The organism is Rhizobium sp. USDA 3886, assembly GCF_056279785.1.
Genome location: NZ_JBWCDC010000003.1, coordinates 1,188,407 through 1,200,657, shown reverse-complemented (window position 1 = coordinate 1,200,657; position 12,251 = coordinate 1,188,407). Strand labels below are relative to the sequence as shown.

At 57.5% G+C, this 12,251-nt stretch carries 12 protein-coding genes and 2 pseudogenes; 5 read left to right on the top strand and 9 right to left on the bottom strand.

From position 1 onward, the window contains the following. Positions 1-27 precede the first annotated feature (27 nt). The 3 genes from ACZ9BX_RS28665 (at position 28) to ACZ9BX_RS28655 (ending at position 2,086) form a co-directional block, all read left to right on the top strand. Positions 28-690, top strand: a complete 663-nt coding sequence (locus ACZ9BX_RS28665; protein ID WP_476221575.1) for a peroxiredoxin — start codon at positions 28-30, stop codon at positions 688-690. Positions 691-738: 48 nt separating this feature from the next. After that, a complete protein-coding gene (locus ACZ9BX_RS28660) occupies positions 739-1,776 on the top strand; it encodes an MBL fold metallo-hydrolase (protein WP_476221574.1) in 1,038 nt (345 codons plus the stop codon). A 124-nt stretch (positions 1,777-1,900) separates the two neighbouring features. Then, a complete protein-coding gene (locus ACZ9BX_RS28655; RefSeq protein WP_476221572.1) occupies positions 1,901-2,086 on the top strand; it encodes a hypothetical protein in 186 nt (61 codons plus the stop codon). Here ACZ9BX_RS28655 and ACZ9BX_RS28650 read toward each other — a convergent pair. From ACZ9BX_RS28650 to ACZ9BX_RS28625, 6 genes and pseudogenes are all read right to left on the bottom strand, one after another. Next, positions 2,054-3,109 (bottom strand): ABC transporter ATP-binding protein, encoded by a 1,056-nt coding sequence (locus ACZ9BX_RS28650; RefSeq protein ID WP_476221570.1) that lies wholly within the window; start codon positions 3,107-3,109, stop codon positions 2,054-2,056. The genes ACZ9BX_RS28655 and ACZ9BX_RS28650 overlap by 33 nt on opposite strands. A gap of 4 nt (positions 3,110-3,113) precedes the next feature. After that, positions 3,114-3,943 (bottom strand): annotated as a pseudogene (locus ACZ9BX_RS28645) (carbohydrate ABC transporter permease). Positions 3,944-3,947: 4 nt separating this feature from the next. Further along, a complete protein-coding gene (locus ACZ9BX_RS28640; RefSeq protein WP_027511037.1) occupies positions 3,948-4,883 on the bottom strand; it encodes a carbohydrate ABC transporter permease in 936 nt (311 codons plus the stop codon). Positions 4,884-5,072: 189 nt separating this feature from the next. Then, positions 5,073-6,332 (bottom strand): ABC transporter substrate-binding protein, encoded by a 1,260-nt coding sequence (locus ACZ9BX_RS28635; protein WP_476221567.1) that lies wholly within the window; start codon positions 6,330-6,332, stop codon positions 5,073-5,075. Between the two features lie 39 nt (positions 6,333-6,371). Beyond that, complete coding sequence (locus ACZ9BX_RS28630; RefSeq protein WP_476221566.1) at positions 6,372-7,538, bottom strand: PLP-dependent transferase; 1,167 nt, start codon at positions 7,536-7,538, stop codon at positions 6,372-6,374. After that, positions 7,535-8,257 (bottom strand): FadR/GntR family transcriptional regulator, encoded by a 723-nt coding sequence (locus ACZ9BX_RS28625; RefSeq protein ID WP_476221565.1) that lies wholly within the window; start codon positions 8,255-8,257, stop codon positions 7,535-7,537. The genes ACZ9BX_RS28630 and ACZ9BX_RS28625 overlap by 4 nt, the downstream gene beginning before the upstream one ends. Positions 8,258-8,891: 634 nt before the next feature. On the opposite strand from ACZ9BX_RS28625, the gene ACZ9BX_RS28620 reads away from it, so the two are divergent. Further along, positions 8,892-9,404: a hypothetical protein gene (locus ACZ9BX_RS28620; RefSeq protein WP_476221563.1), complete on the top strand. Its 513-nt coding sequence runs from the start codon at positions 8,892-8,894 to the stop codon at positions 9,402-9,404. 400 nt (positions 9,405-9,804) lie between these two features. Here the strand turns inward: ACZ9BX_RS28620 and ACZ9BX_RS28615 are convergent, their stop codons facing one another. The 3 genes from ACZ9BX_RS28615 to ACZ9BX_RS28605 all read right to left on the bottom strand — a co-directional run bounded on the left by ACZ9BX_RS28615 (position 9,805) and on the right by ACZ9BX_RS28605 (position 11,961). After that, the gene (locus tag ACZ9BX_RS28615) at positions 9,805-10,503 is read right to left on the bottom strand and encodes an RES family NAD+ phosphorylase (RefSeq protein ID WP_476221562.1); all 699 of its coding nucleotides are present in this window, start codon (positions 10,501-10,503) and stop codon (positions 9,805-9,807) included. Continuing rightward, complete coding sequence (locus tag ACZ9BX_RS28610; RefSeq protein ID WP_476223073.1) at positions 10,497-10,910, bottom strand: antitoxin Xre-like helix-turn-helix domain-containing protein; 414 nt, start codon at positions 10,908-10,910, stop codon at positions 10,497-10,499. Before ACZ9BX_RS28610 ends, ACZ9BX_RS28615 begins: the two co-directional genes overlap by 7 nt. A gap of 220 nt (positions 10,911-11,130) precedes the next feature. Beyond that, entirely contained in the window at positions 11,131-11,961 is an 831-nt protein-coding gene (locus ACZ9BX_RS28605) for a MerR family transcriptional regulator (RefSeq protein ID WP_476221561.1), read from the bottom strand. Between the two features lie 143 nt (positions 11,962-12,104). Between ACZ9BX_RS28605 and ACZ9BX_RS28600 the strand changes: the two are divergent. Then, positions 12,105-12,251, top strand: a pseudogene (locus tag ACZ9BX_RS28600) (GNAT family N-acetyltransferase); the annotation flags it as partial.

Here is a 12,251-nt window from a genome sequence, read left to right as displayed (position 1 = left end):
GCAACCATTTGTCAGGTGGAGGAGATCATGTCTCTCGCAATCAACGATGTCGCACCGGATTTCCAGGCAGAAACGACCGAAGGCAAGATCCAGTTTCACGACTGGGTCGGCAATTCCTGGGCTGTCCTGTTCTCACATCCAAAAGATTTCACGCCAGTCTGCACCACGGAACTGGGCTACATGGCCAGGATCAAGCCCGAGTTCGATAGACGCGGAGTGAAGATCATTGGCCTGTCTGTCGATCCGCTCGACCGCCATTCCGGCTGGGCAAGCGACATCAAGGAAACGCAGGGCGCAGCACCGAATTTCCCGATGATTGCCGATACCGACTACAACGTGTCGAAGCTCTATGGCATGCTTCCGGCAGCAGTATCCGGCGATCCGACGACGCGCACGCCGGCCGACAACCAGACGGTGCGCAACGTCTTCGTCATCGGCCCGGACAAAAAGATCAAGCTGATCCTCGTCTATCCGATGACCACCGGCCGCAATTTCGATGAAGTGCTGCGTGTGATCGACTCGCTGCAGCTGACGGCCAAACACAGGGTCGCGACGCCGGTGAACTGGAAGCAAGGCGAAGACGTCATCATCGCCGGCTCAGTGAGCGACGACGAAGCCAGGACGATCTATCCGAAAGGATGGAACGCGCCGAAGCCATACATCCGGATCGTCCCGCAGCCAGAGACGTAACAGCAGCATCCGGTTCGTCCGGGGCAACATTGCGAAAGGGAGGTGCCGATGATCTTCCGTCAGCTCTTCGACAGCGTTTCCGGCACCTACACCTATCTCATCGCCAGCCGGCAAGGGGGTGAGGCGCTCATCATCGATCCCGTGCTCGAGAAGGTCGATCGCTATCTCAAGCTCGTGGAAGAGCTTGACCTCAAGCTGGTCAAGGCCGTGGATACGCATCTGCACGCCGACCACATTACCGGGTTGGGCGCACTGCGCGACCGCACCCATTGCATTACCGTGATGGGCGAACAGACGCTTGCCGACGTCGTCTCGATGCGCGTGACCGAAGGTGACCGTGTCGCGATCGAGGGACTGAGCCTCGACGTGCTCTATACGCCCGGCCATACCGACGATTCCTATTCCTTCCTCATGAACGGCCGCGTGTTCACGGGCGACACGCTGCTCATCCGCGGCACCGGACGCACCGATTTCCAGAACGGCAATCCGCTTCAGCAATATGATTCCATCTTCAACAAGCTCCTCAAATTGCCCGACGAGACGCTGGTCTATCCGGCGCACGACTATAAGGGCGACACGGTTTCGACCATCGGCGAGGAGAAGCTCTTCAATCCGCGCCTCAAGGTTCGATCGGCTGACGAATATGCCGACCTCATGAACAACCTGAAGCTACCCAACCCGAAGATGATGGATGTGGCCGTGCCCGCAAATATCCATGTCGGTCTGCATCAAGATGAGATCGCACGTAAAGGCTGGGCCGTCTCCGCTGCCGACGCCGTGACGCTGCGCGGCCGCCCCGACATTGCAATCGTCGATCTGCGCGAGAAGGCAGAACGCGAGAAGCATGGAACGATCCCCGGCTCTCTGCATTCCCCCTATCTGGATTTACAGGAAAACATCAGCGCGGGCGGCATGCTGCATGAAATGGCGACCGCCGCCGGCAAGCGCGTCCTGTTCTACTGCGCCTTCGGCGAACGTTCGGCGATGGCCGTGCAGGCAGCCCATGATGCCGGACTTGCCAGCGCCTGCCACATCGAAGGTGGCCTCGACGCCTGGAAGAAGGCGAACGGGCCAGTGGTCCGATAGACCGCATCATCGATTTTTTCAGCTGTGCAATGGCATCTATCCATTAATCACGGAGCTTGCTCACATCTGTGATTTCGATTGGCACCAAAAGCACGGCACGAACACGGAAAAATCACCCGCTTGTATGCTTTCCATCATGAAGGAAATTTTTGAGCTGGACAGTATTTTGGACGTCGGGTGCGGCGACGAGATCTGGCTGCAGGTCAGCAAGAGTCTCGGCAATGAGCGCCAGGCCGCCCTGTGGAGCCGTATAGCCGATGGGGCGGAGGAAAAGACCTCAGCCTGCCCTGTTCCCCTCACTATCGAATAGATGCAGATGCTGTGCCGGAAAGGAGACGTTGACTTTCGGCCCGGACGCCAGCGCTTCGCGGTCAAGCGTGAAGACTTTGAACGGCAACCCATGCAGTGAGAGATGCAGGATAATGCCGAAGCCCGTCGGCTCGACTAGTTCGACCTCAGCGCGGATGCCGCTTTGATCCGTCATGACCACATGCTCCGGGCGGACGCCGAGCGTGACTTTCGCGCCGCTCGAAAGCGCAAGCGGCGCCGATAGGGGAACAAGTGTCCCGTCCTTGAGCCTGACCCCGCTCGCCTCGTAAATTGCATCGAGAAAATTCATACCCGGTGAGCCGATGAAGCCTGCGACGAAAAGATTGGCGGGCCTGTCGTAGAGTTCGAGCGGGCTGCCGACCTGCTGGACGACCCCGCCATGCATGGCGACGATCCGGTCCGCCAGCGTCATCGCCTCGATCTGGTCGTGCGTCACATAGATCGAGGTCGCCTTCAGGTCACCATGCAATTTCTTGATCTCCGCCCGCATCTGTTCGCGAAGACGCGCGTCGAGGTTCGAAAGCGGCTCGTCGAAGAGGAAGGCCTTCGGCTGACGCACGATGGCCCGGCCCATGGCGACACGCTGCCGCTGGCCGCCAGAAAGTGCCTTCGGCCGTCGTTCAAGCAGCGGATCGAGGCCAAGTTTGGAGGCCGCATTTGCAACCGCACTCGCAATCTTTTCCTTCGCCGTCTTCCTGAGCTTCAGGCTGTAGCTCATGTTTCCGGCGACGTTCATGTGCGGATAAAGCGCGTAGGACTGGAACACCATGGCGATGTCCCGGTCCTTCGGGTGCAGCTCGTTGACCCGCTTCCCGGCAATGCGGATTTCGCCGCCAGTGACGTCTTCCAGGCCCGCGATCATGCGCAGCAAGGTGGATTTGCCGCAGCCCGACGGGCCGACGAGCACGACGAATTCCCCATCCTTGATGCGCAGATCGATGTCATGCAGCACCTGTACGTGGCCATAGGCTTTCTTGATGTTCTGGATATCGATCGATGCCATGTGACTAACCCTTGACCGCGCCGGCCGTCAGGCCCTGGACGAGATAACGCTGAATGAGTAGGAAGAAGAGGCCGGCTGGAATGAGCGCCATGACGCCCGCCGCCATCATCTGCCCGAAATCCACGGAGAATTTCGAAACGAACGTGAGAAGGCCGACCGGGAAGGTCGCCGCGTCGTTACCGTTGATGAGCATAAGCGCGAAGAGCAGCTCGCTCCACGCCGCCGTGAAGACGAAGCCGAGCGTTGCAGCAATCCCCGGAAGCGTCAGCGGCAGTATGATTTGCCGAAACGCGGTGAACTGTGTGGCGCCATCAATCAGCGCGGCCTCTTCAAGATCCTTCGGGATGCCGTCGAAGAAGGACTGCATCAGGAAGGTCGCGAAGGGCACGTTGAAGGCCGTATAGACGACGACGAGGCCGGTCAGGCTGTTCGTCAGGTGCAACGGCGAGAGGATTTTGAAGATGGGTGCGACGAGCATGACCAGCGGGAACATCTGCGTCAAAAGCATCAGCGCGACGATCCAGTATTTTGCCCGGAAGTTGAAGCGCGACAGCGCATAACCGGAAAGCGAGGCGCAGATCGTCACCGCCACCGCAGTAGACGCCGACACGATCAAGCTGTTCTTGAAGAAGGTCGGAAAGGCACTGTGCTGAAGCACGAAGGAATAGTGAGTCCACGTCGTGCGCGACGGCCACATGCGCACGCCTTCGGTATAAAGAAGATCGTTCGGCGTCACCGAGACCTTCAGCAGCCAGAAAAGTGGGAAGAGCGCGAAACGATATAGCAGAGGATCGCCAACCGATGCGCGATGGTCGGAATGATGGATCGTCTCATCGGCTCAGTCCTTGTTCAGCAAAGTCTGCCTAAGCAGGATGATCAGCATGGAATAGGCAAGCAGCAGCGCGAGCAGCACCAGCGCGATCGCCGAGGCATAGCCGAAATCGAGCCGCCTGAAGGCCTGAGTGAAGATGTAGCTGGCGACGATCTGCGTCCGGTCCGCAGGTCCGCCGCCTGTCATTACGACGATGAGGTCGGCGAAGTTCGACACCCAGACGGTGCGCAACAGCACGGTGATGGCAATCGTTGGCGCAAGGAAGGGAAGCGTGATCGAACGGAAACGCTGGAACCAGCCGGCGCCGTCGATGGACGCAGCTTCATAAAGGTCGCGCGGGATTGCCTGAAGTGCAGCAAGCAGCGTGATCGCGAAGAATGGAATGCCCCACCAGACATTGGCGATGATCGGTCCCCACATCGCATATTGCGGATCAGAGAGGATATTGCTGGGCGCGCCCATCAGCCCAAGACCGAAGAGCCAGTGTGGGATCGGCCCGATCACAGGATTAAATAGCCAGGCCCAGTTGAGACCGGCAAGGAAAGATGGGACCGCCCACGGCAGGAAGACCAGCGCCTGAACGATACCCCTGCCCCAGAACGGCTTGTCGAGGAGCAGCGCCAGGATGAGCCCGAAGATGAACTGCAAGATGACGGAAGCCCCGGTCCACCACAGCGTATTCCGAAGCGCGCCGTAGAAGGCTGCATCCGCAGAAAGGGCGCGGAAATGCTCAAGCCCGATGAAGCCGCCGGAAAATGGGTTCAGAAGCTGGATGTCGCGGAAAGCATAGGAGATGCCCACCACGAGTGGCACCAGCATGACCGCTATGATGAGGATCAGCGACGGCGCGCTGTAGAGATAAGGTTCCGAGGCATCCGCAAGACGCTGAAGCCACGGCCTGCGGTCGGGGCGCATGTCGCGCGTGTCGGCGGTCATAGTCATCGGATTGCGGCTCTCATCATGTTTTACGCGTAGGTCTTGACCGGCGCCCAGCCCCCTCATCCGCCTGCCGGCACCCTCTCTCCGATGGCGGGAAGAGATATGGCGCGACCTCTCGGGTCCCTTCTCCCCAGTGGGGAGAAGGTGGCCCGAAGGGTGGGATGAGAGGCTCCAGCCTCAAAGCCAGCCGTTTTACTTCTTAGCCAGGAACTTCTGCTGTGCCTTGGTCAGGTAATCGGCCCACTGATCGGCCAATTCCTTCGGTGTGATGTCGCCGAGAAGTGCCTGCTGCGAGGTCTTGATCGCCAGCGAATCCTTGAAGAAGGCGAATTCTTCGAGATAGGTCGGCATGACGGTCGGAATCGTGTTTGGGTCGGCCAGTTCTTCGAACCAGCCCTTGAACTGGTCGCCCGCATAGAAGGGATCCTTCTCGGCGGCCGTGTAGGCCGGCAGGGCGCCGATCTTCTTATTCCACTCGATGTTGCCTTCCGGACCTTCGAGCGTTGCAATCAGCTTCCAGGAAAGTTCCTTGTTCTGGCTCGTCGTGAACATCGACCAGCCCGCATAGCCGATCGTCGGGAAGGATTTGCCGTCCGGGCCTTTCGGCAGCGGGATGACGCCGAAGTCCTCCTTCTTCATGCGCTCGGCGATGGCGATCAGGGCATCCGGATCCTGGTCGAGGAAAGCGCAGGTGCCCGAGTAAAAGCCGGCAACGACCTCGTTGAAGCCCCAGTTCACGCTGTCCTTCGGCGCATAGCCCTTCTTGTAGAGGTCGACCATCCACTCGATGCCTTTTGCCCAGCCGGGGCTGTTCATGGTCGAGGTGCCGTCTTCGTTGAAATACTTGTTGTCGCCTGCCATGGAGGCGGCGAAAATCATCCAGCCGTTGAGCCCGCCCGGGCCGCCGCGCATGCAGTAGCCGTATTTGCCGGAGATCTTGGAGACCGCTTCGGAGGCCTTGGTAAATTCGTCCATCGTCTTCGGCGGTTCGGCGACACCTGCATCCTGCAGCAGCTTCTTGTTGTAGAACATGGCGCGCAGATAGAAGCCGTACGGCAGCATATAGGCCGTGTCCTTGACATCGCGGCCGAGTTCGAGCGCGCGCGGCGTCAGTTCCTTGGTGTGCTCCCACTTCTCGAGATAGGGCTCAAGGCTTTCGAGCATGCCATTGTTGCCATAGAGCGAAAGCCAGGTGTCAGGCATTTCCATCACATCGGGCGTATCGCCCGCCGACACCATCGTCGCGAACTTCTGGAAGGCTTCGTTCCACGGCAGAGAGATGATCTCGACCTTGGTGCCTGGGTTTTCGGCTTCGAACTTGCCGACGATCGATTTCAGCGTCTCGGTGCGCTCCGGACTGGTGATGACTTCGACGAGCTTCAGCGTCGTATCGGCAAGGGCCGTGCCTGCGATCATCGTGGCGAAGAGCGTTGCGGTTATCAGTCTTTTCATATTCAGTTCCCCCTTTTTGGTGTTCTCTCAGGTTGAAGATTATGAAGCGGCGGCAATCGCCGCTTCGATATCTCTCCACAGCGCCTCGGTTCCTTCGAGGCCGACATGGAGGCGTACGGACCGCGGATGAATGCCAAAGGCATGCGCGGAATTCGGCTGCGCTTTCTGCTGAAGCACGACCTCGCCTGGTACGATCAGGCTTTCATGTCCACCCCAGCTCACTCCCAGTTTGAAGAGCTTGAGGTGATCGGCGAAGGCGCGGATATCGACGCCATCGCGGAATATGAACGAAAAGAGGCCCGACGTGCCGTTGAGGCCCACAGGCAGGCGGTTGGTAAGGCCAGGATGGCAGACCTGCTCGACCACATCGAGCGCCTGCAGGCGCTGGGCGATCGTCATCGCCGCAGCCTCGTGGGCCTTCATGCGGAGCGGCAGGGTACGGAGACCGCGGATCAGGAGCCAGGCATCGAAGGGCGAAAGCTTGCCGCCGAGATAAGGATAGGCCTCGGCCTTGATATGCGCGATCATTTCCTTGGAGCCTGCAACCACGCCGGCGACGACATCGCTGTGGCCGCCGAGATATTTCGATGCCGAGTGAATGACGAGATCGACACCCAAGGTCAGCGGCTGCTGGAAGAAAGGACTAGCCCAGCTATTGTCTATCATCGTGACGACGCCGTGCGCCCTGGCAAGTGCCGCAAGCGCGCCGACGTCATGGGCTTCCATAATCCAGCTCGTCGGGCTTTCCATGTAAAAGACCTTGGCGCCGGGCAGTGCCTTGGCGACTGCCTCCTCGTCGCGTCCATCGACATAGCTCACTTCAACCTTCATGCGCTTCAGGATCGTGCCGAACAGACGGAAAGCATCGGGATAGACATGCTTGACCGCCACGATCCGGTCGCCAGGCTCGACGAAACTTAAAACTGCAGACGAGATCGCCGACATGCCGCTTGCAAAGCCGACCGCATCTTCCGCGCCTTCGAGCTTTGCCAGCATTTCCTCGAACATACGCACCGTCGGGTTGAGCCCGCGCGTATAGATCGGTCGCACCTTCTCGCCGCGATAGGAGGCAATCATGTCGTCGTAATCGGTGAAGGTGAAAAGCGATGTCTGAAAAATCGGCGGAACGACCGCGTCGGCAAAGTTGCCCTCGTCGTGCGCGGTGATCAGCGAAGCAAGATCGAACGGTTGCAAGCCGCTGCTCATTTGGACATTTCCTTGATGTCTTCCTCGACGACCTCGAGAATTTTCAATGTTTCTTCGCGAGCAGCCTCCGCGTCCTGAGCGCCGATCGCGTTGAAAAGCGTGCGGTGGAACGGAAAGGACCGGCGCGCGAAGTCTTCCCGGTCGAACGGGTGGGTCCAGAAGCGCTCGAAGGCCTCACGCATCTGTTCAAGAAGCTGACCGAACAGCGGATTGTGAGTTGCGTCGTAAACCGCCATGTGAAAGGCGAGGTCTTCGGGACCGGATGTGCCCTTCGCATGGTGCACTCGTTCCATCTCGCCGAGCTTCTCCTCGATGATCACTAGATCTCTGGCTGTTCTGCGCCGCGCGGCCACCATGCCCGCTTCGCATTCGATACCGCGGCGAACCTCCAGCGTCTGCAAAAGCACGTCGCGAAGATGTGCCGTGTCGAGCGACAGCGGCATGTGGATGGTCGCCTTGGAAACAGGCTTCAGCAGATAGGTGCCGCTTCCCTTGCGCGTCTCGATGACTCCAAGTGCCTGAAAGTGCCGGATCGCCTCGCGAATGGTCGAACGGCCGACGGCAAGGGCTGCCATGAGTTCGCGTTCGGCAGGCAGCCTGTCGCCTGTTTTAAGCTTCGCGGCGTCGACGTAGTGAGCCAACGCGTCTGTGACCTGACGCGCGCGATCCATTACCGGAAGCGGCCGGATCAAGGGATTATCGCTGACGTTTGCCTTCATGGTTCCCCGATGTCTTCCCAAGCAGACGCTAAATTGGTCTGACATCTTAGCATTTCTCAAAGAGTCCGACCCGTCAAGATGCCAAGACAACTGTAGAGCGAAGCTCGATTTTCCAAAAAATCGCAATTCAGTTCCGAAAATACCCCATAAGATTTTCTGAACGCTGCGCCGGAAGTGAAGTGTAGGATTGTATTCCTATTTCGGTGCGATCCGGCCATTTTCTTGCCGCGATCAATCAAACGTGGCACATCCAAACCGCTCTACATGCAACAATTCGCAAACGTCGACATCGCGCTCAGTGGTGGTCAAGCCAACCAAAGGATGGGCGCTTCGGCGTTCCTAGTTTATGGCAGAAGCCGATGTGGCAGGCTGGGTGCGAGATTCTCGATACATCGCGTCTAACCCTTGAGGAGGAAATCCCAGAGCTTGAACCGCATTTCCGCCCAACAGGAACTATCGGCTGTTTGCATTTTTCTAATCAGAATTGACATGCGGTGGTCTCACTTCCCGACTGCTGCGAGTGTTTTTATGCATCGGCCCGCTGTGATCCAGCGAGTTTGGCCAGGCATCCGAAAAAACCACTTGGGCCGAACCCTGCGTCAGACCGTAAAGAAGGTTTCCGAAGGAGCTTTCAATGCACGGTCGCGCTCAGGAAGAAATCTTATTGACCGCAAAAGAATGCGCCAGCCGGATTGGCCTGAGCATTCGTGCGCAAACGCTCGCTCTCCAGCGGGAGACGCTAGCGGATGCCAGGAGCCGAGCCGAACAAGGGCTACGCACGATTGAAGCGCTGCAATCAAAGATTCGATCCGGCCAGACTGCCTCGGTCGACGATCTCATGAACTTGGCAAAGGAAACGAATATGGCTGACTCTTTACAGGACTCCGTAGCCTGGCGTCGTTACGAACAGATGCGTCCAAGAACCCAGCTTGCCGTCGAACCCGCTTTATACCAGGAATATGCTGGAGCCTACGAGACGGCCGACGGCACTCTCTCTATCGTGTCACACCGTGATGATCGGCTTTTCTACCGCATTGTCGGACAGTCCGATCTTGAGATTTTTCCCGAGAGTGACACCGCCTTCTTCATGAAGGTCCTGCCCGTTCAAATATTCGAACGGGTCCAGATGGCCAGGTGCGAAACCTGATTCATCATCAAAACGGGTCGGAGGATTACGCCGCCAGGGTGGACTTGGAAGAGGTTCTGCAGATTGAGAATGAGGTACAGCAACGGATCAAGGATCAAAGGGCGGTATCCGAAAGTGAGCGTATCCTGCGTCGCGAGATTGAGGAACATGCTCGCGGCGAACCTAACCTAGACGAAATGTCGCCAGCGTTGGCAGTTCTCGCGGAGGAGCGGAAGGAGTTCATTCACGATGAGGTAAAGCAGGCAGGTGCGTTGAAGACACTGTCGTTCAAAGGGGTTTCGCTATTACCCGTCGAGGAAAGATCAGCCATCTTTATTTGCGTCCAACGCTGTAGGTGGAATTGCCAAGGCTAAGGTCGATAAAAAAGCGGCATTATGGAGCATGTGCCGCAAGCCGCCTGTTAAGTTACCGCCAGTATCGCCCCAGTGTCGTACTGACGCACGAAATCTACCCGTATGCCGTTCCAATGATAGCAGTAGTGCCGCCCTTGGACAGGAATGGTTATAGCGTCCGGCCAGAAGATGCCGATACAACGTTGACCAGGCTTTCGAACGCTGTTCCACAAGAGGCCATCGCTTCCCGCTGCCCGAAGTCCACGTCCCTCAACTTGGGAAGCAGTGTAATCGTGCGGATGCAGGACGTCAGGCACCGCGTTCACGTCGTCTAGTGCCCGGTCAACGCTGCCCACCAAGACACGAAAGTCCGATGTCCACCCTGGAGGCTGGAGCGTTGAACTCATGAACTTCTGATGGTGATGTATTGTTTCGGCGACAGCGACTTCTTCACTATCGCCTGCATAGTAGATACCATAGCTTCCGTCCGTGAAGCGTCCCGGCCGCGCTGTTGAGCAATGGACAAATGGGGCCATTACACAACTAGCGCCGGGTCCCGAAACGCATCGGTCCGCGGGCACCTTGCCAAGATCGCCTATCTCAAATCGAATGCGCGGATTCGTTTTTGCCTCGACAGCGACAAGAGCCTCCCAGTCGCGGGGGTCGGCGATGTCCTCGAACAAATCGATAGGCGGATAGATCGATCTAATGATGCGGTAGGTTTTAGGCCACTGTACGTGGGAACGGACAGCAAGGCCACTTACCATGCGCTCCGCTCCGCATCGAGCCATTCACGCATTACGGAAAGATCAGAAAGCTCGCCCTGAAGCATCACGTCTAGCGCCGACTTGCCGCCAAACGCCGTATTAGGCGCTTTGATCCACTCATATCCCCTTGATGGGTCCTTAAACAGATGTCGCACTCCCTTATGGATACCCATCAGGTGAGCCATCCGCATTTTCAGGTCTCGATCAACACGTCCCACGTTGCCTTCTTTCCAACGTGCCCACGTGCGGGCTGACAAACCACCGAGCAAGGTGCAAGCCTGCGCGTCTGTGAGCTTCCAAGCGTTGAAGAGGTTCACAGTAGTGCGAGCAAGCGCCCCTGCTTCCACATCAGTGATTTCAGCCGATGTTCTGTTGAAGGGAGTCGAAGCAATAGGTTGGAGCTGCATGGCATCCTCTCTTTCTGGCAAAATATTAGCATATTTCTGCCAATTGGCAATTCCCATTCTCTTTCGAACGACCACATCCCATCGACAGCGGACGGGCTTTCGAGACCGACGATCTCGTCGCGCTCCCATTGGATTTGGGAGTTAAACCCGCCACTTTCTTCTAGAATTCCTCGACGACTGCCATGCGCGATACTCCTTGGGTCAGGCCCAGGCGATAGCATCAGAGATTACAGGAATCTTGTGGCACTTGCTCCAGAATGCCGAAAAAAGGGCTGCGGTCTAAATGTGGAAATGGACGACCTCTCCCTCGGAGATCGGTTGTTCTGACGGCAGGGTCCTCTGAACCGCCTTGATGATGAACCAGGCTGCATGCCTTTCCATCACGGTCGCGCATGAACTTTATCTGCACCGGCAAGACCTTCATGAAGAAATCTGTGTCGCTCTCAGGGAAAATCTCAAGATCAGACTGTCCGACGATCCGGTAAAAGAGCCGCCCATCATGCTGTGACACAACTGAAAGCGTTCCATCGACAAATTCATATGCTCCGACGTAGTCGTCGTAGAGCGCGGTATCGATGTTAGTCTCGTTACGCGGTCGCATCTGTTCATAGCGACGCCAGGCAACAGTATCCTTCATTGAATCAGTCATGTTGGTTCCCTTTGCAAGCTTCAGGAGGTCGTCAATCGACGCTGCAGCTCCCGACCGGAGCTGCGACTCCAAGGTTTCAATTAGGCGGAGCCCTCGTTCAGCCCGACTTTTGGTGTCGGCCAATGTGTCACGCTGTAAGGCGAGTATTTGCGCCAGATCGTTGGACTGTCCCCGTAAGAGCTTGGAAATCTCTCGCAGGCTGAGGCCCAATGCCTTGAGCGCAAGTATCTCGTTCAGACGTGCAATCTCCTGAGCACCATAGAGCCGCCATTCTTTGGCCGTTCGGCGTGGAGAGATCAGGCCATGGTGCTCGTACAAGCGTAGGGCGCGAACGCTCAGACCGATACGGCGCGAGCATTCCGCTGCAGTCACCCAAGTTTCTCTTTCTGTCCCGTCATCCATCGAAAGCTCCCGCGCCAACCTTCTTACGGTATGATGTAACGTCCACCTCAAGAGGTATTTTTCGATTGCTTCACGGGCACGGTTGTATTCCCCTTATTTTGCCGCTCCTATTAATCAAAACCAGTGCGTCACGGGAGATCACGATGGACATACGCGGATCAACTGTCCGGCGTATCAACGCCGACGAAGTTGACGCTTTCAAGCGTATTCGCCTCGAAGCGCTTCGAGCGGAACCGGCGTTCTATGCGAGCAGTGTCGACGACTGGGAGCTTCTTTCACAAGAAGAGTGG